Raw genomic sequence first — 21,992 nt, 5'->3', positions numbered from 1 at the left:
TTTTTGCGGGCCTTAAAAGCAGTGCTTTTAAGGCCTTCTTATTGTGATATTATTCAGGCAATTAATCTTCAGTTTTACTGATTTTCTATTTCTAAAAAGGTTTATGCATGAGCAATATCTCTGCACGCTTAGCGACCGAGCTAAATGCCCAGCAAACACAAGTTGTTGCTGCAATCAAATTACTTGATGAAGGTGCCACAGTCCCTTTTATCGCCCGTTATCGTAAAGAAGTAACGGGTGGTCTAGACGACACACAATTACGTTTACTTGAACAACGTTTATCTTATTTACGCGAATTAGAAGAACGCCGCAGTTTTATTCTTGCCACCATTGAAGAACAAGGCAAATTAACAGCAGAGCTAAGTGCTGATATTAATAACGCTGACAGTAAAACAGAGCTTGAAGATTTATATTTACCGTTCAAGCCTAAGCGTCGCACGAAAGGTCAAATTGCTATTGAAGCCGGCATTGAGCCGCTTGCCGATGCATTATTTAATGATCCAAACCTCGATCCAGAACAACTTGCAGCTGATTACATAAATGCTGATGCAGGCTTTGCTGATAGTAAGGCTGTACTTGATGGCGCTAAATTTATTCTGATGGAACGCTTTGCAGAAGATGCTAAGTTATTGGCTAAATTCCGCAGCCACATCTCACAGCATGGTCAAATAGAAAGCACAATTATAGCAGGCCAAGAAAATAATGGCGCTAAGTACCGCGACTACTTTGAGCATCAAGAGCCACTTAAGAAAGTACCATCACACCGTGCACTTGCTATGCTTCGTGCTCGCAATGAGGGGGTTTTACAACTCAGTATCAACCCTGAACCAAGCGCAGAAAACCCAGCCCAAGTGTGCGCACAGATGATTGCCGATCATTATCGCTTAGATGTAAGCAACTCTGCTGCAAGTAGCTGGCTGATGAGTGTGGTGCAATGGGCATGGAAGATTAAATTAAGCCTTCACCTTGAGAATGAGTTTTTAGGCGCAATGCGTGAAAAAGCTGAAACTGGCGCAATTGACGTTTTTGCGAAAAACTTAAAAGATTTATTAATGGCTGCACCTGCAGGCCCGCGTACTACTCTAGGTCTTGATCCTGGTTTACGTACAGGTTGTAAAATTGCCGTTGTAGACAGCACAGGTAAGCTTTTAACCACGCAAACCATTTTCCCTCATGCACCCCAAAACCACTGGGAAAAATCATTACGTACCTTAGAGCAGTTATGTCGCCAGCACAAAGTTGAGCTAATCGCCATCGGTAATGGAACAGCTTCACGTGAATCTGATAAGTTAGTTGCTGAACTTATCAAAGCGAACAGTGAACTTAAACTAAATAAAATCATGGTCAGTGAAGCAGGTGCATCTGTTTATTCAGCGTCTGAATTTGCTGCCAACGAGTTCCCTAACCTTGATGTTTCACTGCGTGGTGCGGTGTCAATTGCGCGTCGCTTACAAGACCCTCTTGCTGAGCTGGTAAAAATTGAGCCTAAATCAATCGGTGTGGGCCAATACCAACACGACGTATCACAAAGCCAGCTAGGACAAACGCTAACATCAGTTGTAGAGGACTGTGTAAACTCAGTAGGTGTAGATTTAAATATGGCCTCGGTGCCACTACTTACTCGCGTATCGGGCTTAAATAAAACGTTAGCACAAAATATTGTTAGCTACCGTGATGCGAATGGTTCATTTAGCAAACGCTCTGAACTGAAAAAAGTAGAGCGTTTAGGGCCAAAAGCCTTTGAACAAGCGGCTGGTTTCTTACGTATCACTAATGGTACAGATCCTCTTGATAAGTCATCTGTTCACCCTGAAGCTTACCCGGTTGTTAAACGCATCTGCGAAAAGAACAACCTCGATGTAAATAGCTTAATTGGTAACTCTGATATCTTAAATAAACTGGTTGCTAACGACTACACAGACGAAAAGTTTGGTTTACCAACAGTTACCGATATTATTAAAGAGCTTGATAAACCGGGTCGTGACCCGCGTCCTGAGTTTAAAACAGCTGAATTTAAAGCCGGTGTTGAAACCATCAACGACCTAAAACCGGGTATGATTCTAGAAGGTGTAGTGTCGAATGTTGCGAACTTCGGTGCCTTTGTTGATGTAGGTGTTCACCAAGACGGTTTAGTGCATATTTCTGCTATTACCAACAAGTTCATCTCTGATCCACGCGAAGTAGTTAAAGCTGGCGATATTGTTAAAGTAAAAGTACTTGAAGTAGATGCAGCACGCAAACGTATCAGCTTTACTATGCGTTTAGACGATGATGTTGATACTAGTAATAAAGCAGCACCAGCTAGCAAACCTAAGCCAGCTGCGAAAGCGAAAAGTGCAGCACCTAAACAAAAACGTGATTTTGGTAATGCAGCAATGGGTAATGCCTTTGCTGATGCATTTGCCAATGCAAAAGTGAAAAAATAATACCCTATAGGTGTAAATCGATAATAAAAAACCGCGTGAGTTTAACTTACGCGGTTTTTTAATTTAAGAAGCTTAAATAAAAGCAGAGAACTGGTTTTGATTAGTGGGCGAGGTAGCTGCTTGATAAAAATTAGCAATACGTGCGGCACGCTCATCTACTTCAACATCACGCTTTGCTGTTTTTGTTTCACTGCTTTGAGTTGCGCTATCTTCGGCATACTCACTGTTTATTTTGAAGGTCGATTTGCCTGAGTCAGCATCGCCATCAGCTGATTGGCTGGCAAGCTCAGCCTGCGCTGCCATAAGCTTTTGTGTGGCATCTGCAGCAATTGAGCGATCAGCACTTGAAGGCTCTTGTGGCGCAAGTGCCGCTGCACGCACCGTCTGCATTTTTTCGATTGTGGCTTGTGGGTCACCTTTTATTTCAGCAACATCAATTTGCACCTCGCCGCCAACAGCATAGTTTGTACCATCGGGGCCACGTTGATACTCATAGCTAGGAGAGCCCGCATACTGCCCCCCTACTGTGGCATGCGCTTGCTCATGAATACGCACTTCGGTATCACGCGCTTTTAATTCTTTTATTTGTTCAGCGTCTTGTTGCTCTTGCTCAGCAACCTTTTGCTCTTTTTTCTGTTCTTGTTTAGCGTCTTGTTCTGATTGCTCAGGATCGCCTTGTTCACTGCCTTGTTGACGCTCCTCAATCACTTTATCTTCAGATAAACGACCTTTGGCATCATAAGTACCAGCCTCAGAACCCGGTTGCTTGGTTTTATCACCATCGCTAAGCGTTTTATTTTCGGCATTACTTGGTTTAGTAGCAGCAGGTGGCGGGATTACTTCACGTAACTGATTATCACGGCGAGCACTTTCGGTGTGCACATTCGCCGTGTTGATATTAATCGAGGGAAACGGAGTAACGATATTCATAAGTGCTAAACTTTGATATCAATTAACGTACCCAGCACTTCATCAGCAGTTTGAATGGTGTTGATGTTTGCTTTTGCATTAAATTCTTCAACTTTCAAATTAACAAGCGACTCATCGATTGGGGCAGGTTGTGAAACTGGCGGAGTTACAGCTTCATTTGGAGTTGCCGCTTGTAATTGACGTTGTTGAGCTAGTTGGGCATCATCTTGCTGATCAATTGAGGCACGGCTAATCTCAGCGCTCGCCTTTTCGATACCTTGGCTTGCACGGTTATAACCTTCTACCGCATTATTAAAAACAGAACTGATTGGCATAACACCCTCCAACAGTGAGATTTACTTGTTAAGTATCGCTCATAAAACGAGCAAAATAAAGCTAAATCCCGCTATTTTTGTGGCCTACGGCCGAGTTTAAATTAACACATTGATTTCAGTGCTGTTATAAATGCTTTTTTATGGGAGATAAACGGGGCATGCGATGCTTTATCTAATACTTCATACTCAAACTCAGGCTGTAAAGCATGCATTTTTTCAATTGCTCGATAAGGAACCAGTGAATCTAAGCGACCAAAAATGCCACATACTGGCACACTTAGCTCAGCAAACAGTGAGCGTAAATCGTCATGCTGCAAAATTTCTAAACCTGCGCTTAAAGCCTGCTCTTGTGGTGCTGGATACTGATTTAATAAAGTTTTTAGCTGTTTAATATCGTCACGGGCCGATTCACTGCCCATCGCCTGGATTGCTAAAAATCGCTCAATGGTTTTTTCGCGGTGACTAACAAGTTGCTCTTTGAAGGTATTTAATACATTCGGTTTAATACCTGGCCAGTCATTCTGCTCGGCAAAGAAAGGCGTTGATGCAACAAGCACAACTTTAGCCACCTTTTCTGGCCAATGAGCTGCAATGTACAAAGCAAATAATCCACCTAATGACCAACCAACGAGTAATGACCCTTCATTCAATTGCTCACTAAGTTGCTCAGCAGCGGCATGCAAGGTGTAAGGGGCTGGGCAGCTTTGTGCATTACCAAATCCCGGTAAATCCAAGCAACGAACCTCACCATCATGGAAAAATTCCAGTTCAGGCATTATTACTTGCCACACGCCTTGGTTCATTCCCCAACCGTGTAGTAACACCATATCATTTTGCATATTTCATCATTCCAGACCACACTTAGCGCTCATGATAGCGTTTAAAGGAATGAATGCAATGTCTCGTTTAACCCATGCTTTAAAACTAGGTTTAGACACGTTATTTCCAAACTTTTGTATTGGCTGTAACAGCCATATTAATCCTAACCATGCTTTATGTAGTTATTGTTTGCAAGATCTAAGCTTATTTGATTTAGAACGCCACCCAAACCTGTTACACAGGCCTGATGTCTGTGATGCTTTTCCTGACTGTCAGCTTGACCACTTAATTGCCTGCGCTTGGTACCAAGCGCCCTTAAATCAATGGTTAAAGCAGTTAAAATTTAATGACCAACAGTATTATAAGATTGCTCTACAACAAATCATTAGCCAGCAACTTGCAGTTGCTCGCAAAGTAAATATCCACTGGCCAGACGCTTTTATTATAATGCCCTTACATAAACAGCGATTTTTAACCCGTGGCTTCAACCAAGTCAGTCAAACATGGTTGCCTGTACTCCAGAGACAAAATGAGCCTATTATTTCGCCTCTTCAAAAGCTAAAAGCTACAAAAGCACAATCAAAGCTCAGTAAAACGAACAGAATTAAAAACTTAAAGGGTGCGTTTATTTGCCAGCAGGATTTGTCTGCAAAAACCGTGGCAATCATTGATGATGTGATGACCTCTGGCGCAACTTTAAATGCAGCGACTAAGGTCATTAAAGAAGCCGGAGCTAAACAGGTGTGGGCTATGCTTACCTGCTTAACTCCGTTAGGTGCACATTAAAGGTGGTTAGTCAGCTGAGGCATAGAATGCGTTACCAAAAAATAATGCATTGCTCAGTAAGCGACTAGTGCCGTACCAGTAACCACGAAACACTGGGTTATCAGTCATACCAATGACACTACCCTTACCGTATGAGTGTGCAATCAGTCCTGCTGCACCCGCTACTTGCTCCACGTTTACGTCATCAGTAAAGCCAGCTAAAAGCGGCTTGTCTGTGTAAGTAAGTACGTTAACAAAAGGTGCGTCTGATTTCTCAAGTAACCAAGTGCTATTCTTAAATACAGGTAATGTATTACGGTTCAGCGAATACGTCAGAGGGTGAGATAAGTCCACTGAGGTATTAAAAATTGCACCCGCAATACGCTGACGACCAGCGAGGTCATCTTTATCAGCATAGGTAAGCCCTGTTGTATCAAAGGCGCTGGCTACATCACGACGAGATAAGTAATTAGCTTTTAATAATTGTTGATCGGCTAGGAACTTAGCTCCGCCTTTGTGTCCCCAAATAACTCCGCCTTTACGAACCCACGACTTAATTGCCACTTTCGTTGCATCATCAAGACGATTGTAATTACCGTGCGCTAAAATGATATGGCTGTAGTTTTCGAGATCAATATCATCAAGACGTTGCATTTCAACAATGCTTGGCGCTGTGCCAACGAAACGGTCTAGGTAATACCATACCTCGCCAAGCTCATACTGGCTGCTCCCTTCACCACCGACTAATAGCACTTTCGGCGCTTTCACTACCGCCATTGAACGAGAGCCCAAGTCAGCACCTTTCACCGTTAAGCCTGAACTAATTGGTGTAATTTCAATGCCAAACTCGTTTTGTGCTTGGTTTAAATAGCTAACCCAGTTGCTATCTGTTTGCAGACCTGCAGGCACAAGGATACTTCCAGGCTCAAAAGCAACCTCACCCATAGGCGTTTTTGCTGTGAGTGGGCTTAATGCCACACGCGCTTTGACACCTTGTTCGAGTAAGCTATTAAGCATTTTTGGCGCTAAATAATCATCCCATTTGAATGCATAAGCATAGCTTTGTGGTAATGCTGCATAGCTTGATTTTACAGGCTGTTGCCAAGGCTCTTTAGCAACATTTAAGCCCCAATTGCTGCTTACTTTTGCAAACTCTAGATTGAAAGCATGCGCAAGAGTCCAGCCAGATACATCATAAAACGTGTTATCGACAAAACGCTGTTGCTCACTAAAAATCGCTTTAATTAAACGAAATTGCGGCTGTGCTAATGGCACATAGTAACTTTTTTCAGAAAAGCTTTGACCATTTACTTTTAACGGCTCTTCGAGCACATACGCATTAATTTGATGCTGCTTCAATAAATCAAGGAAGTACTGCATGCGACTCGTATCAGCACCACCTTTAACAACATAACCTTTGAAGTCTTCATCGCCAGCAAGATCTATCGCTTTGTTGTAAAATTTGGCTTGATAATCAAGTAAGTCAGTACGGTTATCAATCGCCGCTTGGAACGTCGACAAGCTAGTTAATAACTGATTTTTAATCGTAAACGGAAAACTTAACGGGCCGTTGATGGTTTCTTGTAAGTGACCACGTGAGCTTGCTTGTTCAAATAAAATACCTACACCGCCATTTACGTCTGGGTAAGTTGAGCCTTTACCATAGTAAAAGTCATCAAAGCTTTCTTCAGTGAAGTAAAGCGCATTATGCTCATCAAGTGTCTTTGCATGATAATTTGCAATTGCTTTAGTCAGCGTAACGTTTTCTTCAGGCGTGATTGGGTGTTTACGAGTTGGGATCCCTGGCTGAAAAAAATACGTGCTATTCGGGCCCATTTCGTGGAAGTCAGTCAGAATATTTGGCTTCCACTGGTGAAATTGTGCGATACGTGCACGTGATTCAGGGTGTTGCAGCAATAACCAATCACGGTTTAAATCAAACAAGTAATGGTTAGTACGACTGCTTGGCCAGCTTTCAATATGCTCGCGAGTTTGTGGATCTGATGACAACTTCATACCACGGTTGCTGTTTGCCCAATTTGCAAAACGCGCTAAGCCATCAGGGTTTAATGATGGGTCGAGCAAAATAACCGTGTTATTCAGTAAGGTGTCAATTTCTGGCCCTTGTGCAGCGGCCAAGTAATAGGCAACCAATAGCGATGCATTGCTACCTGATGATTCATTGCCATGTACGCTGTAACCCATCCAAACAACCGCAGGCTGTTTGCTTGAGTCTGTAGCACCACCATTTAAACGCGCTAAATGAGCTTTACGAATAGATTCAACTTGGCCTAGCTTGTCTGGTGCAGTAATCGTTAACATTACCAGCGGACGTTGCTCGTGAGTGCGACCAATTACTTTAAAGTTCATTCGGTCACTTTTTTCGGCCAGAATTTGCATATATTGCACAAGCTGATCATGTCGCACATGCCACTCACCCACCTCATAACCTAGTACCTGCTCAGGGGTAGGAATATTTGGGTCAAATTTCACATCTTGTTCAAAGTAATAAGAAAGAGGTTTTGCTAATGCGCTAACGCTCACTAGCATAGTTAATATTGTTATTATAAAACGCATAGATAGCACCCATAATTATTTGATGTTTTAACGCTACCATTCGATAAAATAGATGCAACTTTTTACGCTCAACACTGGCGACAACACGATGAGCGGAGTATGATAGGCAGTATCCGAGTAATTTAGTCAAGTATAGTCCGTTTTATGATCTCTATTTCTGAATCTGCACAATCTCATTTTGCTAAACTTTTAGCAGACCAAGCTGAACAAACTAACATTCGTGTTTTTGTTGTAAATCCAGGTACTTCGCAGGCTGAGTGTGGTGTTTCTTACTGCCCTGAAGACGCCGTTGAAGCGACTGATATTCGTCTACCATTTAATGGTTTTGATGCCATTGTTGATGCTGAAAGTGCCCCTTTCTTAGAAGAAGCTGAAATCGATTTTGTAACTGACAAAATGGGTACTCAGTTAACACTTAAAGCACCAAATGCAAAAGCACGTAAACTTAGCGATGATGCGTCATTACAAGAGCGTGTACAACACATGCTTGAAACTGAAGTGAACCCACAGCTCGCTAACCACGGCGGCCAAGTTAGCCTAGTAGAAATTACTGCTGATGGCATTGCAGTACTGCAATTTGGCGGTGGCTGTAACGGTTGTTCAATGATTGATGTCACACTAAAAGAAGGCATCGAAAAAGAAATGATTGCCAAGTTTGATGAAATAAATGGTGTAAGAGACATCACTGATCACCAATCTGGTGAGCATTCTTACTACTAACCGGTCTCTAAAGCATGCTTAAAAAGTGGGTATTTCGCTTAGGTAGCGACCCCAAGTTAAGCTTAAAACGCTTTCTTCGCGGCCTAGCACTCTTTGTGCTAGCCGTGATTTTTATTGTCATAGGCTACTATGGACCCGCATTTTTTCAATTAATCGGCTTAGTCGTATTAGCAATAGCTTTATTCTTTGCTGGTTGGGGTTACCTAGGCATTTTTGCCAACCGGTTTGCGCAAGTTTTAGAACGCTCATCCCCAAAAGATCATGACCCCGATTTGTGGAAATAATTTACTCTAATAATTGCTGGTTGTTGACAATTTTACGGTAGCGAAACCAAAGAGTTAATCCGCGCATTAGCATGAAGCTGGTCATCGCAAACCATAAACCATGATTTTGCCAGCTACTCACTAACCAAAACAGCCCGAAAAAGCCCACTACAGCACTAAATAGCATAGTGTTACGCATGTCTTTGGCACGGGTTAACCCCACAAATACGCCATCAAATAAGAAACACCCCATCGCCGCAATAGGCAATATAATTACCCAAGGCAAGTAATCGGTTGCCATTTCAATAACTTCTGGAACATCGGTAAGTAAGCGAATAATAGCCTCGCCAAATAGTAAAAATATAAGGCTATAAAACAGCGCAAATAACCCGCCCCAAAACAAGCTCAAGTTAACCCATAATTGAATCTGCTTAGCGCTGTGCTCACCTTTAGCCTTGCCGACCTTTGCCTCACTCGCATAAGCAATACCATCTAGTGCAAAGCTCACCAACATTAAAAAGTTTAGCAATACGGCATTAGCCGCTAAGGTTGTTTCGCCGATCCGTGCGCCATAAAAAGTCATAAAGCTAAAACATAGCTGGAGTGCTAATGAGCGAATAAAAATATCGCGATTTAAGCTTACTAAATCAAGTAACTTAGCAACACTTAACCAGTCTTTCACAGCAAGGTTAACACCTTGTTTTTTAGCTAGTTGTGCAACTAACATAAGTGCAAAAGCAAGTGCAATATAATCAGCAATTAAAGATGCCCACGCAGCTCCTGCAACGCCCCAATCAAGAAACACTACAAAATAAATATCAAGCACGATATTGGTTATGTTGGTAATAAGTAATAAATAAAATGGCCCCCGGCCATAATGCACTCCTAACATCCAACCAAGTAACACCAAATTACATAAGGCGGCAGGTGCACTAAAAATACGAATCGAAAAATAGCTATTTGCTTGTTCTAAAACAGCTTCATTGGCATTTGATAAATATGCCATTAAGGATTGAATAGGTATACTCAGCGCTATTAATAGCAGCGCAACCGCTGTTGCTAGTAGCAAGCTGCGCTTTAATAGCTCAGCAAGTAAGCTGTGATCGTGTTTTCCATAGGCCTGTGCAACCAAACCTGTGGTACTCATGCGTAAAAAGCCTGCTAGCCAAAATAATAACGAGATAACTGCTGAACCGAGTGCTATACCAGCCAAATAGTGAGCGCTTCCTAGATGACCGATTACAGCAGTATCAACTAAACCTAACATTGGCACGGTAATATTTGATAAAATCATCGGACCGGCTAATAACAGTAAACTTTTATGGTGTGCCTTATGACGTTTAAGAAAATGTTTCATGTAGTATTTGCAGTCCTGTTAGGTTTATCTTTGCGTGCCCATGGCGCAGTCATTCTACAGTATCATCACGTCAGTGAAAGCCTTCCTGCGGTAACCAGTGTCAGCAGCGAAACATTCACTGAACACATGCAATATTTAAAAGACAATAACTTCAAAGTTATTCCATTAAATGACCTCATCACCTCGTTACAAGCGGGACACCCTTTAACAGATAAAACTGTCGCGATTACCTTCGATGATGGCTATAAAAACAATTACGAAGAAGCTGCTCCTATCTTAGAAAAGTTTGACTATCCGTATACTATTTTCGTAAACCCTGAACTTATTGATGAAGGCAAAAGCTATGTGATGACGTGGCAACAGCTAAAAGAGCTATCAAGTAAAGGCGCCTTAATTAGCAACCACACGCAAACTCATAATTACTTGCATCGCAAACAGCCAGACGAAACTGAGCAAGCATGGCTTGCGCGTACTAAGAACGACATTCTATCTGCCCAGCAGCGCATAAAAGAAGAAATTGGTCATGATTATAAATACCTTGCTTACCCTTATGGCGAGTTTAATAATTCATTACAGCAGTTAGTTAAATCACTCGGGTTTGTTGGTATAGGTCAGCATTCGGGTGCTGTAGGGATCCATTCTGACTTTACTCGATTACCACGTTTTCCGGCATCAGGTTTTTATTCAAAGCTTGATACGCTTGCCACTAAACTCGACTCGCAAGCATTCACTATCAAACAGCTTACCTACTCAGATAGTGTGACAGACGAAAACCCACCTAGTTTAACGATGCAATTTGATATGCAAGATTTTCATAAAAGTCAGTTTGCTTGTTATGTTTCAGGTATTGGCCAAGCAGATTTAGCTTGGCTTAGCAAAGATACGGTTAAGATCACCTCACCTGAAAAACTGAAAAAAGGTCGCTCTCGCTTTAACTGCACAGCCCCTTCAATCGCGAAAAAAAGCAGCTATTATTGGTTCTCACAACCTTGGGTTATCACGCAGTAATAGCCTGTTTCAGCATTTGTGCCGTCACTTTATCAAGGCGCACAACTTCATGAGCCGCATTGAGCTCCACTGCGGCTTTTGGCATTCCCCACACCACTGACGACAATTCATCTTGTGCAATTGTATAAGCACCCGCTTGTTTTAACGCCAGTAAGCCTTGAGCGCCATCACTTCCCATACCGGTTAGCAATGCTGCAACAGTTACTTTAGGGCAAGCTATAACAAGTGAATTAAACAACACATCGACAGCTGGACGATGGCGATTTACCAGCTCATTAGCATCGAGTTGGCAATATAGAGCGCTGCCTTTTTTAACAACACTTAAATGCTGATCGCCCGGTGCAATATAAGCCCAACCCGGCTTTAATTTATCACCCTGTTCAGCTTCTTTGACGTTAATTTTACACGTTCGATCCATACGCATCGCAAATGAGGTACTAAATACCGGCGGAATATGCTGAGTGATCACTATGGGTGGGCAATTTTCTGGCATACGAACCAACACTTCTTTAATTGCTTCGGTTCCCCCTGTTGAAGCGCCAATTGCCAAAACAGCATTCTGTTTAAACTGCAAAGAAGTTAAAGATTTATCATCTTCCACCTTTTGCGCTTTAAAGGTACGTACTCTGGCAGAAGCCGCTGTGCGTACTTTTTGGTGTAATAAGTGAGCGTAGCGTTGAATATTTTCTGATACATTTGCAGTTGGTTTTGCAATAAAGTCGACCGCACCAATCTCTAGTGCTTCAAGTGTAATTGGCGAGCCTTTTTGAGTTAGGGTAGAGATCATCACAACAGGCATAGGACGTAGGCGCATTAAGTTTTTTAAAAAACTCAACCCATCCATTTTTGGCATTTCTATATCAAGTGTTAATACATCAGGATTTAGCCGTTTAATAGAATCTCGTGCCTGATAAGGATCTTCTGCAACACCAACAACCTGAATATCATCGGCTTGTTCCAGTACTTCCTTGAGCAAACCACGGATCAAAGCAGAATCATCAACAATGAGTACTTTGATCATATGCGCTCCTAAAATAATTCAATATTCGTTTCAGCATCTTGATGCTCAATATCGTGTAAGTATTTAATTTCACGTTTTTCAAGCTTATCAGAATGTAATTCACGCATTTTTTTCACCTGCGCTGAACCTGTTTGTGGATTAAATAATACTTTTCGAGGCCAAGGGCCACCCACATCATGAGATACTAAATCTAATCCTTCCTCAAGTATATAGGCATTTGCAAAACGAATATTGCCTACTCCTATGTCTGTCATTGAGCGAATAATTTTACCGCCACCGAACAGTTTGACTTTTAAATTACGTTTTGAAGCACCATTTTTCAAGATTTCATTGATCAGATACTCCATTGCCCAGTTACCATAGCGACAATTTAAGCTATGTGCATTCGCTGGGTCGACCCCTTTTTCCATTGGCAACATAAAGTGATTCATGCCACCTATGCCGAGTCCTTCATCATAAATACATGCGGCAATACATGAACCAAGCACCGTGGTAATCAGTTCATCTGTTTTTGATACATAAAACTCGCCAGGCAAAACCTTTGCGACCACTTTTTGTCTCTGGTTATCCCAAAATCGTTTAACATGCTCGAAACCAGGTAACACAGGTTTAAAATGATTGCTCATAGACCACCTTTTAGATAAATCGTCTGGCCTAAATTCTTAAACTCTTTGTGATCCTTACCCAGTGTTTCCGAATGCCCCAGGAATAAATGGCCTGAGTCGGTCAGTAGGTCATAATAACGCTTGAACAGCGTATCTTTTGTTGGTTTATCAAAATAGATAACCACGTTTCGGCAAAAAATAACATCAAATGGTCCCTTCATTGGCCAACCTTGAAGTAAATTTAACCTTTTGAAAAATATGTTTTTTTTTAGCTCTGGCTTAACTTTGTATAACTGCCCATCATGACTTTTTAAAAACCAGCGCTTTAGTTGAGCTTTCTCTAAACCATTAACATTCGACGCTGTGTATGTTCCCGCTTGAGCTTTGGCTAATACGTTCGAGTCAAGATCAGTGGCTAGTATTTTCACATCCCAATCAGAAGGAAACAAACCACTTAATGTCATTGCAATAGTGTATGGCTCTTCCCCCGTTGAACACCCAGCAGACCAAACACGTACACGTTTATGCTTAGCATTACTCACAAGTAGTTTTGGAACAATGGTGTTTTTTAAGTAGTTAAAGTGATGAGGCTCACGAAAAAAAGACGTTAGATTAGTAGTTATCGCATTAATAAACTCGCTAAACTCTCGTTCTTTATTTTCTTCAAGAAAGTCTAAATATTCTTTAAAGCTTTTTAGTTTATGATGTCGAATTCGTCTGGCTAAGCGCGAGTAAACCATCTCGCGCTTATGTTCGGCCAAAACAATGCCACAAGCATCATAAACTTGCGACGAAATAGCTTTAAAGTCACTATCTGTTAATAAAAACTCTTTCATGTTTTTGACCCTGCAGCCTAGACATTAGATACACTACATAACCTAGTTTTTTTCTGTTAATAGGGAAGAGTATTAGAACTCTTCCCACTCATCGCTAGGGTCAACAAAGTTATTGCCTTTCGGTGCTGGACGTACAGGCGAGTTCGATTGCTTAGCCGCAGGTGCTGCACTTACTCGACTCGAGACATCTACCTCTTCTTTTGATAACGAGAAGAAGTTTAATAAGCGTCGCATGTCATTTGCTTGTTCTGCCATTGATTCCCCTGCCGCAGATGCTTGCTCAACTAAAGCAGCATTTTGCTGAGTCATCTCGTCCATTTGTGTAATTGCTTTATTAACTTGCTCAATGCCAGAGCTTTGCTCTTCTGATGCTTGAGCAATATCAGAAATCATCGCAGTCACTCGTTGCACCGCTGTAACAATTTCTTGTAATGTTGAACCTGACTCATTAACGAGTAATGTACCGTCTTCAACTTTTCCAACACTGTCTCGGATCAATTCTTTAATTTCTTTTGCAGCCGCTGCAGAGCGCTGCGCTAGATTACGAACTTCACCTGCAACAACTGCGAAGCCTCGACCTTGCTCACCTGCACGTGCAGCTTCAACAGCAGCATTCAATGCGAGTAAATTTGTTTGGAAAGCGATTTCATCAATAACACTAATGATATCTGCAATTTTCTTACTTGATTCGTTAATTGCAGACATACTCACTACAGCACGGTTTACAACTTCACCGCCTTTTTGTGCTTTCGTGCGTGTTTCTTCTGCCAGCTCGTTCACTTCTTTTGCGTTATCCGCATTTTGGCGAACCGTACTGGTCATCTCTTCCATACTAGATGCTGTTTCTTCAAGTGATGAAGCTTGCTCTTCAGTTCGTTGACTTAAATCAGCATTACCTTGTGAGATTTCTTCTGCGCCACTTGCAACCAGAGTTGCTGAGGTATTAATGCGATTAATCACTTCAGTAAGCTTATCAGCCGTGGCATTTGCATCACGTTTTAACTTCTCAAATGAACCTTGATAGTCTTGCTCAATACGTTTTGATAAGTCACCATTCGCCATGGCATCAAGCATATTGCCTGTATCTTTAACTGCATCATCAACAATGCTTACAAGGCTATTTAAACCTTGCGCTAACCGTAAGAAGAAGCCTTGTTTACCCGTCTCTTCAACACGAGCTTCTAAGTCACCTTTACCTGCAGCAGAAACAAGACCCGCAATCTCTTTTTCAATCGCGACTTCAGCCGTTCTATCTTCCCACTCAACAACAGTACCAATACGCTCATTTTCAGGAGTGAAAATAGGGTTCGCAACCAAACCAAAGGTGCGACCACCGACTTGAATTTCCGTACTGTAAGTACTGCTTAATTTAGCTAGCATGTTGCGTTGATGTGCCGGACTTTTGTGAAATACATCAATATTTTGACCAATCAAATTATTGCTGTTGAAATTCGGCAAGTCTTTCCGTAAATCACTTTCTGCGATTTTCATCATATTAAGAACGGCCTCGTTCATATAAATGATGTTATTCCCAGAGTCTGCAATCATAGTGTTAGTAGCTACACGGTCAAGTGCACGACGTACGCGCAAATTCTCTTCCGCTTCACGTTTTTCAGCTTCGGCTTTATTCACTCGATCAGTGATATCTTGCCATTCAACAATTGTTCCTAAACGCTTACCTGATGCACTTAACCAAGGCGTTGCAATCAGGCTAAAAATAAGACCAGCCAAACGTAACGTTGTTTTATAAGGTTCTTTTAATGATTTCAATAACTCACGTTGATGGCTTGGCTGTTTATGAAAATCGTCAACACATGTACCGATTAAGTTAGCCACTGAAAAGCTTGGCAGCACTGTCTGTAAGGTCGACTCGCGTGCTTGTAGCATTTGTTTTACTTGCTCATTCACGAATATAATTTTTAGATCGTTATCGGCAATCATCACATTCGCTTGGCATACTCGTAATGCATTAGACAGATCAGCATCACGTTTCGATTGTTTTTCTAACTCTTTCTGTGCGGAGATATCGGTTGCAAATTTGATGACTTTGATGACATTGCCGTTACCATCAATAATCGGGTTATATGTGGCTTGAATCCAGATTTCTTTGCCACCTTTACCAAAACGTTTGAATTCGTCAGAAATAAATTCACCGTTTCGTAAGCGCTGCCAAAACTGCTGGTACTCAGGGCTTTTTGATTCATCATCAGCGACAAATATAGCATGATGTTGTCCCTGAATTTCTTCAAGTCGATAGCCCATTACGCTTAAAAAATTAGCATTGGCTGTGATAATCGATCCTGTCGGCTGAAATTCAATTACTGCAAGCGACTTGTTTAGTGCCGTAACAATTAAATCATTGCTCGACTCAACATTTTTAGGACTGCTAAACCAACCCATACCCTTCACCTTCTTGTTAATCTACCCAGTTAAATGTCCATTGTTTTTTGTAGGTCCAATAGCGCAACCATTTTCTCACCCACATTGACCAAACCCGCAACATATTGCGCATTATCTGAGTCTGACAAATGCGGCACCGCTTTAGCTTCATGCTCAGCAATGCTATAGACATCCGAAACAGCATCGACAACGATGCCCATAATTTTACTCGCGTTTTCTAACTTTACTTTTAAAACAATAACAACAGTCAATGGCCCATACTCAATGGCTGGAATACCAAAACGAAGTCGCAAATCGATAATAGGCACTATGGTGCCGCGCAAATTGATTACCCCTTTAACAAAATCAGGGGAATTAGGGATTACAGTGATCTCTTCCCAACTGCGAATTTCTTGCACCGTTAAAATATCAACTCCGTACTCTTCTTCAGCCATAAAGAAAGTTAGAAACTGTTTTACATCTTGATTTTGTTCTAAATTAAGCTTGTTATGCAGGTCATCGTGCTGTGCTATCATGATGCCTCCAAATTCGCTTTTGACTCGATGATTAATTCTTGGCTGCCAGGTTTTCTCAGTCCTGACAATTTAATTAAGCCACTAATATCCACAATTAATGAAACTCGACCATCGCCCAAAATTGTTGCCCCTGAGACACCATCTACTTTTTGATAATTAGCCTCTAAACTTTTTATAACGACTTGTTGTTGCGACAATAAGTCATCAACTAACAAGCCCACTTTTTGGTTATCGCTTTCTACAACCACCAGCAAGGTCTTATCCAACGTTTCAATCGCTCCTTGGTGATTAAATATGTTGTACAACCGTAAAATAGGAATGTATTCATCACGTAAGCGCAATACGTCGAGATCTTTCCCAACTCGGCTAACTTTTGTGATATCTATTTGCAGTGACTCGATAATCGAAATCAGCGGAATAATATAAGTGTGCTCGGCAACACGTACTAATTGCCCATCGAGAATTGCTAACGTCAATGGCAAGCGAATTGTAAAGGTTGAACCAACACCTGGGGCAGATGACACTTCAACAGAGCCACTCAGTGCTTCAATATTGCGACGTACAACATCCATACCCACACCACGGCCAGACAAATCACTCACTTGATCTGCGGTGGAAAAGCCAGGTAAAAATATAAGCTCATTAACTTCATTGTCAGATAAATCATCTGATTCTGAGATCAGACCATTTTTAATCGCTTTTTCACGTATTTTGGTAGTATTTAGGCCTTGTCCATCATCCATAATCTCAATCACAATATTACCACCTTGATGAAACGCATTAAGTGTCACTGTACCAACAGGATCCTTACCTGCCGCAACACGTTTATCTACGGTTTCTAAGCCATGATCAAGAGAGTTTCTTACGAGGTGGACCATAGGATCAGACAGCTTTTCCATCACTGTTTTATCAAGCTCGGTTTGTTCACCAAGTAATTTCAATTCAACCTGTTTATCAAGCTTTTGTGAGATATCTCGAACCAAGCGCGGAAAGCGACTAAATACAAAACTAATCGGTAACATGCGAATACGCATGACGTTTTCTTGTAAATCACGTGTGTTATGTGCCAATTGAGCCAAACCTTCTTGCAACGAGGCGATCGTTGCTTCGGTTATCTCCTGCTCACCAAGCTGGCTTAACATAGCTTGTGTGATTACTAACTCACCCACCATATTGATGAGTGAATCAACTTTGTCGATACCAACCCGTATAGACGTTGACTCTGCATTTGCAGTCGCCGTTTTTACTGGCGCCGCTTTTTTAGCATCAGTACTTGCTTTAGCAATCGGTTCAACTGTGTTGGTGTTCGTTTCCTTTGCCGGCTCACTTGCTGATGATGGCTCTACCTCAGCACCAAACAAGCCCCCGCACAGTGTAATAGTGATATCGGCATCATCTTCGACCCACTCAAAGATTTCTTCAATACTGCTTCGCTCTTTGTCTGTGGTTAAAAAGAATCGCCAGGCTAAAAAGCAATCTTCTGGTGCGTAATTAGTAATATCGGGGATACCATCTTGAAAAGCATGTGTTTCAAGCTCACCAAGTTCAGCTAACTCGCTGATCATATAAAGAGGTTCATTACCCGTTTTGAATAAATGATGATGAGGTTTAAAGTCGATTTGGTAAGTATTAAAGCTACTTTCGGCAACTGTTTCTTCGACTTGTTCCGATGCCTGACTCGCTGCACGCATACCAAGGATTTCTTCAAATTTTATTCGAAGTTCATCCGCTTCCGCTAAATCTGGTTGTTGTTCAGCTTGTAAGGCTCTGAGTAATGCACGTAAACAATCGACTGACTTTAGGAGTAAATTAACATGTTCCGCTGTTAAGTCTCGTGTACCTTCACGTATTTGATCTAACAGAGTTTCTAGGACATGAGTAAAATCTGCAACAGCACTAAAACCAAAAGTACCACTACCTCCTTTAATTGAATGCGCGGCACGGAAAATGGTATTTATAGTTTCCTGATCTTCTTCGCCGGGAACCAAGTTTAATAACTCAGCTTCCATCGCATCAAGTCCTTCAAAGCTTTCTTCGAAGAACACTTCAAAAAATTGGCTTAGATCTATACTCATGCCTCGCTCCTATTGTTAGCGAATCACTTTTTTCAATACCGCTAACAATTGCTCTGGGTTAAAAGGTTTAACAATCCACCCAGTAGCACCCGCTGCTTTACCTTCTGTTTTTTTGTCTAAACCTGACTCAGTGGTGAGCATTAGCAATGGCGTAAACTTATAGTTAGGTAAGCTACGTAACTCGCGAATCAGTGTAATACCATCCATTACCGGCATGTTAACGTCGGAAATAACAGCATCAAAGCCTTGCTGTTTGGCAATACTTAATGCCTCACTACCATCTTTTGCTTCCGTTACATCAAACCCTGCCTTTTTAAGCGTAAAGCCAACCATTTGGCGCATAGATGCTGAATCATCAACTGCTAAAATTCTTTTCATATAAACCTCTTAATTGGCATTTTCAAGCACAAGATAATGGCCTAAACCCAAACTATTTATTGCCTGCTGCAATGGCTCGCTCTCGCCCACCCATATAATTTTATGATGCACAGAGAGTAAATGTTTTTGTAACGCACATAACAGCTGAACCGACGCCGTGTCAGCCCGAGTAACCTCACTAATATCAAGACAGATATCATCGTTTGCAGATAATTCATGCAGTAAATCTTGATGTAATGACTCGACCTGAGTAATAGCTAATTCTGTAGGGAGCTTTAACATTCTTAATACTTTCCCCGTTCAAAGCAACTCATAACAAAAGCTTAGTCCTAGTTAATGAAAATGCCATAATTTGAATCAAAAAATAGTAAAATTTTTTAGTAGCTTAGACATTTATTGCAAAAAATAAAGCTTTTCTTTCGAGCAAACTTTTACAAAATATTAAAAAAATCAATTTACGTAATAATCTGCAATTTTTCGGAACTCTTCAGTCAATGTCGTGGCGTTGATTAATGGCACACTACCAGCCTTAAACTCAGGCTTAAAAATAGCCCGAACGGCGCCGTTTGCATCAACCATCACCACAGAGGCACTGTGGTCAACTGCATATTCCTGCTCATCACTATCATTAATTGCGTAAATTAATCCAAGCTCCCTAACAAATGGGAAAAGTTGCTTATGGGGGCCTGATACAGCAAGAAACTCAGGGTTAAAATAATCAATATAGGCTTTTCGTTTTTCAGTGGTATCGCGCTTTGGATCAACAGCTACAAACCACACTTGCACTTGGTAATCTTGGCTTAACTGCTTTTGTACTGCTGTTAACTTTGCCAATGTCATTGGGCAAATATCTGGGCAACTGGTGTAGCCTAAAAAGACTAAATTCCAATGTCCCATAAACTGGCTGTTATCAGCGGGCTCACCATGTTGATCGGTTAATAAAAACGGACTAATCGGCTTTGCTTGCTCATACACCAGTGCTTCGACCTCAGGAGCGGTGTTGCTTTTACCACAACCGGTTACAAACAATACCGCACTCAAACACAAAAAAACGCCTATTCGAGTCATAAAACTAACCATTTATCAATAAATAAGGCGATGAAGAGTAGCATTAAATGGACAATTGAAAAACGAAATAAATCCATTGCGGTGTCATCTTTAGGGGCAATTTTTAGTTTCAGCGCTTTGTAAATAAACACCGTATTCAAGCCACATGCCGCAAGTAAGTAAATTACTCCCGACATTCCAATCAAGTATGGTAATACGCAGACCAAGGCTAACAATATTGAATAAGCTACAACGCAGGTTTTACAAAATTCAATACCATGAGTCACAGGCAGCATTGGAATTTTTGCCCGTTCATAATCGCTTTTTCGAGCAATCGCGAGTGCCCAAAAGTGCGGCGGTGTCCAAGTAAAAATAATCATTACCAACAGCCAAGGCGCTGCTGCCATGTGACCTGTTTCAGACACCCAGCCCAATAACGGTGGCATCGCGCCAGCTAAGCCACCAATCACAATATTCTGCGGTGTTGCTCGCTTTAAAAAAGAGGTATAAATAAAGGCATAACCAACCAGTGCAAATAAAGTTAGCACGGCAGTTAATGTATTTGCCCAGACTATGAGCATAGTGAAACCAAGTGAGCCAATTATCGCAGCAAAACTCAGCGCATGCTGCTTACTTAAACGTCCTTTAGCAACAGGGCGATGACGGGTTCGTGCCATTTTGCTATCAATTTCACTATCTACAACATGATTTATCACCGCTGCTGCCGCAGATAACAGGCCAATTCCAAGCAAACTGGCTAATTGAACAAACAACCCTCGCCCCATATCAGGGGCAAGCGCTAAACCGACCCATGCTGTTAAAACGAGCATAGCAACAACTTTAAACTTACTAATGGCAAGATAATCCTTCAATCGCTCTGTTGATTGACTTATTAACGACTTCTCTGTGCTTAATAATATCGCCATAATAGCCTCCTAAGTTCTTGCTTTTAAATGAAAGCACAGACGTACCATGCTCAACAATAACAGTGCAGCCATCAGGTTATGAGCAAGCGCTACACTTAATGGAAAGTGCCAATGCACAACAGCAAGGCCGAGACAGATTTGGCACAATAAGGCGACTAATACTGTTACTGTACAATGCTTAATTTTTCTGGAAAAACTCTGTGAATATATACGCCACATAATAAGCGCTAGCACCACACAAGTGACTAACGCCCAAATGCGATGCAGTAAGTGAATCGACATACGAGCCTGTTGTGACAGCACACCATACTCGTAAGTGCTATGTTCAAGTGGAAGCTGAAACACACTCTTTAACGAAAACGGTTGTCCGTAGCTACATAAAGGTAAGCCATTACAATGAGGAGCTGCATAGTTTGCAGCCAACCAACCGCCTAATGCGATTTGTAAAACCAAAACCACTAAACCAACAAGCGCTAAGCGATAATATGGTCTTGCTCCTGCATCACCTCCTGCGATCGGCTTTGTTGTTAGCCGTAAATAAAGAAGAAAAAGCAAGGATAGAATACTAAAGCCGCCTAGCAAATGCCCCATTACGACCAAGGGTTGTAAATTCATGGTGACTGTCCACATGCCTAATGCAGCCTGGAAAATCACCAGCAGTAATAGCGCTAATGGCAGTTTAACTGGCGTATTTGGATATTGACGTTTTAACCATGCAAAAACAAACAAAGCTAGAATCAGTAGACCAAGGGCACCAGCAAAATAGCGATGGATCATCTCTTTCCAGGCTTTTGCTGCCTCAAACATCATATCAGGGTAGTTTTGTTCAACATGTAACAGAGCAGTTTCATGTTTTGGTACAGTCAAAAACCCATAGCACCCTGGCCAATCAGGACAACCAAGCCCTGCATCACTAAGCCGTGTATAAGCACCGAGCCCAACAACCAAAATAGAAAAGAAAACCGTAATTAAGACTAAATATTTATAATTTTTATACATCTTTATCCCCT

21 protein-coding genes are annotated in these 21,992 nt (G+C 41.6%); 5 read left to right on the top strand and 16 right to left on the bottom strand.

From position 1 onward, the window contains the following. Nucleotides 1–107: 107 nt before the first annotated feature. Complete coding sequence (locus tag L1264_RS06405) at nt 108–2,426, top strand: Tex family protein (RefSeq protein ID WP_199527112.1); 2,319 nt, start codon at nt 108–110, stop codon at nt 2,424–2,426. Between the two features lie 72 nt (nt 2,427–2,498). Here L1264_RS06405 and L1264_RS06400 read toward each other — a convergent pair whose 3' ends face one another. The 3 genes from L1264_RS06400 to bioH form a co-directional block, all read right to left on the bottom strand. Further along, on the bottom strand, nt 2,499–3,356 hold the full coding sequence (locus L1264_RS06400) for a putative metalloprotease CJM1_0395 family protein (RefSeq protein WP_135922890.1): 858 nt from the start codon (nt 3,354–3,356) through the stop codon (nt 2,499–2,501). A gap of 5 nt (nt 3,357–3,361) precedes the next feature. Beyond that, nucleotides 3,362–3,670, bottom strand: a complete 309-nt coding sequence (locus L1264_RS06395) for a hypothetical protein (protein WP_054554434.1) — start codon at nt 3,668–3,670, stop codon at nt 3,362–3,364. A 101-nt stretch (nt 3,671–3,771) separates the two neighbouring features. Next, a complete protein-coding gene (gene bioH / locus L1264_RS06390; RefSeq protein ID WP_199527111.1) occupies nt 3,772–4,509 on the bottom strand; it encodes a pimeloyl-ACP methyl ester esterase BioH in 738 nt (245 codons plus the stop codon). Between the two features lie 58 nt (nt 4,510–4,567). Between bioH and L1264_RS06385 the strand changes: the two genes are divergently transcribed. Continuing rightward, entirely contained in the window at nt 4,568–5,275 is a 708-nt protein-coding gene (locus tag L1264_RS06385; RefSeq protein WP_199527110.1) for a ComF family protein, read from the top strand. Between the two features lie 6 nt (nt 5,276–5,281). Here L1264_RS06385 and L1264_RS06380 read toward each other — a convergent pair whose 3' ends face one another. Further along, nucleotides 5,282–7,831, bottom strand: a complete 2,550-nt coding sequence (locus L1264_RS06380; RefSeq protein WP_199527109.1) for a M14 metallopeptidase family protein — start codon at nt 7,829–7,831, stop codon at nt 5,282–5,284. Nucleotides 7,832–7,975: 144 nt separating this feature from the next. Here L1264_RS06380 and nfuA point away from each other — a divergent pair, with 144 nt between their 5' ends. Beyond that, nucleotides 7,976–8,551 (top strand): Fe-S biogenesis protein NfuA, encoded by a 576-nt coding sequence (gene nfuA / locus L1264_RS06375; protein WP_063702428.1) that lies wholly within the window; start codon nt 7,976–7,978, stop codon nt 8,549–8,551. A 14-nt stretch (nt 8,552–8,565) separates the two neighbouring features. Then, entirely contained in the window at nt 8,566–8,835 is a 270-nt protein-coding gene (locus L1264_RS06370; protein ID WP_199527108.1) for a hypothetical protein, read from the top strand. A 1-nt stretch (nt 8,836) separates the two neighbouring features. Here L1264_RS06370 and dinF read toward each other — a convergent pair whose 3' ends face one another. Continuing rightward, entirely contained in the window at nt 8,837–10,171 is a 1,335-nt protein-coding gene (dinF, locus tag L1264_RS06365; protein ID WP_135922895.1) for an MATE family efflux transporter DinF, read from the bottom strand. Between dinF and L1264_RS06360 the strand changes: the two genes are divergently transcribed. After that, a complete protein-coding gene (locus L1264_RS06360; RefSeq protein ID WP_235403808.1) occupies nt 10,148–11,179 on the top strand; it encodes a polysaccharide deacetylase family protein in 1,032 nt (343 codons plus the stop codon). The genes dinF and L1264_RS06360 overlap by 24 nt on opposite strands. Here L1264_RS06360 and L1264_RS06355 read toward each other — a convergent pair. The 11 genes from L1264_RS06355 to L1264_RS06305 all read right to left on the bottom strand — a co-directional run bounded on the left by L1264_RS06355 (nt 11,169) and on the right by L1264_RS06305 (nt 21,981). After that, complete coding sequence (locus L1264_RS06355) at nt 11,169–12,200, bottom strand: protein-glutamate methylesterase/protein-glutamine glutaminase (protein WP_235403807.1); 1,032 nt, start codon at nt 12,198–12,200, stop codon at nt 11,169–11,171. The genes L1264_RS06360 and L1264_RS06355 overlap by 11 nt on opposite strands. Nucleotides 12,201–12,208: 8 nt before the next feature. Further along, entirely contained in the window at nt 12,209–12,826 is a 618-nt protein-coding gene (gene cheD / locus L1264_RS06350) for a chemoreceptor glutamine deamidase CheD (protein ID WP_135922897.1), read from the bottom strand. Continuing rightward, nucleotides 12,823–13,641, bottom strand: coding sequence for a CheR family methyltransferase (locus tag L1264_RS06345; RefSeq protein ID WP_199527107.1), 819 nt, complete (start codon nt 13,639–13,641; stop codon nt 12,823–12,825). The genes cheD and L1264_RS06345 overlap by 4 nt, the downstream gene beginning before the upstream one ends. Nucleotides 13,642–13,713: 72 nt before the next feature. Beyond that, nucleotides 13,714–16,041 carry a methyl-accepting chemotaxis protein gene (locus tag L1264_RS06340; RefSeq protein WP_199527106.1) on the bottom strand — a complete coding sequence of 776 codons (2,328 nt, stop codon included), beginning with the start codon at nt 16,039–16,041 and terminating at the stop codon, nt 13,714–13,716. Between the two features lie 29 nt (nt 16,042–16,070). After that, nucleotides 16,071–16,556, bottom strand: coding sequence for a chemotaxis protein CheW (locus L1264_RS06335; RefSeq protein ID WP_135922900.1), 486 nt, complete (start codon nt 16,554–16,556; stop codon nt 16,071–16,073). Then, on the bottom strand, nt 16,553–18,631 hold the full coding sequence (locus tag L1264_RS06330; protein ID WP_235403806.1) for a chemotaxis protein CheA: 2,079 nt from the start codon (nt 18,629–18,631) through the stop codon (nt 16,553–16,555). The genes L1264_RS06335 and L1264_RS06330 overlap by 4 nt, the downstream gene beginning before the upstream one ends. 15 nt (nt 18,632–18,646) lie before the next feature. After that, nucleotides 18,647–19,009 (bottom strand): response regulator, encoded by a 363-nt coding sequence (locus L1264_RS06325; protein WP_135922902.1) that lies wholly within the window; start codon nt 19,007–19,009, stop codon nt 18,647–18,649. Nucleotides 19,010–19,018: 9 nt separating this feature from the next. Beyond that, nucleotides 19,019–19,291, bottom strand: coding sequence for an STAS domain-containing protein (locus L1264_RS06320; RefSeq protein WP_135922903.1), 273 nt, complete (start codon nt 19,289–19,291; stop codon nt 19,019–19,021). 168 nt (nt 19,292–19,459) lie between these two features. Beyond that, on the bottom strand, nt 19,460–20,077 hold the full coding sequence (locus L1264_RS06315; protein ID WP_199527104.1) for an SCO family protein: 618 nt from the start codon (nt 20,075–20,077) through the stop codon (nt 19,460–19,462). Beyond that, nucleotides 20,074–20,982, bottom strand: a complete 909-nt coding sequence (gene cyoE / locus L1264_RS06310) for a heme o synthase (protein WP_199527103.1) — start codon at nt 20,980–20,982, stop codon at nt 20,074–20,076. The genes L1264_RS06315 and cyoE overlap by 4 nt, the downstream gene beginning before the upstream one ends. Nucleotides 20,983–20,991: 9 nt before the next feature. Continuing rightward, nucleotides 20,992–21,981, bottom strand: a complete 990-nt coding sequence (locus tag L1264_RS06305; RefSeq protein WP_135922906.1) for a COX15/CtaA family protein — start codon at nt 21,979–21,981, stop codon at nt 20,992–20,994. Between the last annotated feature and the right edge of the window lie 11 nt (nt 21,982–21,992).

This window comes from Pseudoalteromonas sp. APAL1 (assembly GCF_021532475.1).
GTDB classification, from domain to species: domain Bacteria; phylum Pseudomonadota; class Gammaproteobacteria; order Enterobacterales; family Alteromonadaceae; genus Pseudoalteromonas; species Pseudoalteromonas lipolytica_C.
The sequence above is the reverse complement of the archived record's forward strand: the minus strand, read 5'-3'. Positions and strand labels throughout refer to the sequence as shown.

Coding starts and splice junctions, on each gene's coding strand:
- bioH (WP_199527111.1), bottom strand. CDS start 4,509: ATGCAAAATGATATGGTGTTACTACACGGTTGGGGAATGAACCAAGGC.
- L1264_RS06355 (WP_235403807.1), bottom strand. CDS start 12,200: ATGATCAAAGTACTCATTGTTGATGATTCTGCTTTGATCCGTGGTTTG.
- L1264_RS06370 (WP_199527108.1), top strand. CDS start 8,566: ATGCTTAAAAAGTGGGTATTTCGCTTAGGTAGCGACCCCAAGTTAAGC.
- nfuA (WP_063702428.1), top strand. CDS start 7,976: ATGATCTCTATTTCTGAATCTGCACAATCTCATTTTGCTAAACTTTTA.
- L1264_RS06345 (WP_199527107.1), bottom strand. CDS start 13,641: ATGAAAGAGTTTTTATTAACAGATAGTGACTTTAAAGCTATTTCGTCG.
- L1264_RS06325 (WP_135922902.1), bottom strand. CDS start 19,009: ATGAAAAGAATTTTAGCAGTTGATGATTCAGCATCTATGCGCCAAATG.
- L1264_RS06395 (WP_054554434.1), bottom strand. CDS start 3,670: ATGCCAATCAGTTCTGTTTTTAATAATGCGGTAGAAGGTTATAACCGT.
- L1264_RS06360 (WP_235403808.1), top strand. CDS start 10,148: ATGACGTTTAAGAAAATGTTTCATGTAGTATTTGCAGTCCTGTTAGGT.
- dinF (WP_135922895.1), bottom strand. CDS start 10,171: ATGAAACATTTTCTTAAACGTCATAAGGCACACCATAAAAGTTTACTG.
- cyoE (WP_199527103.1), bottom strand. CDS start 20,982: ATGGCGATATTATTAAGCACAGAGAAGTCGTTAATAAGTCAATCAACA.
- L1264_RS06380 (WP_199527109.1), bottom strand. CDS start 7,831: ATGCGTTTTATAATAACAATATTAACTATGCTAGTGAGCGTTAGCGCA.
- L1264_RS06340 (WP_199527106.1), bottom strand. CDS start 16,041: ATGGGTTGGTTTAGCAGTCCTAAAAATGTTGAGTCGAGCAATGATTTA.
- cheD (WP_135922897.1), bottom strand. CDS start 12,826: ATGAGCAATCATTTTAAACCTGTGTTACCTGGTTTCGAGCATGTTAAA.
- L1264_RS06320 (WP_135922903.1), bottom strand. CDS start 19,291: ATGTTAAAGCTCCCTACAGAATTAGCTATTACTCAGGTCGAGTCATTA.
- L1264_RS06400 (WP_135922890.1), bottom strand. CDS start 3,356: ATGAATATCGTTACTCCGTTTCCCTCGATTAATATCAACACGGCGAAT.
- L1264_RS06330 (WP_235403806.1), bottom strand. CDS start 18,631: ATGAGTATAGATCTAAGCCAATTTTTTGAAGTGTTCTTCGAAGAAAGC.
- L1264_RS06335 (WP_135922900.1), bottom strand. CDS start 16,556: ATGATAGCACAGCACGATGACCTGCATAACAAGCTTAATTTAGAACAA.
- L1264_RS06405 (WP_199527112.1), top strand. CDS start 108: ATGAGCAATATCTCTGCACGCTTAGCGACCGAGCTAAATGCCCAGCAA.
- L1264_RS06305 (WP_135922906.1), bottom strand. CDS start 21,981: ATGTATAAAAATTATAAATATTTAGTCTTAATTACGGTTTTCTTTTCT.
- L1264_RS06385 (WP_199527110.1), top strand. CDS start 4,568: ATGTCTCGTTTAACCCATGCTTTAAAACTAGGTTTAGACACGTTATTT.
- L1264_RS06315 (WP_199527104.1), bottom strand. CDS start 20,077: ATGACTCGAATAGGCGTTTTTTTGTGTTTGAGTGCGGTATTGTTTGTA.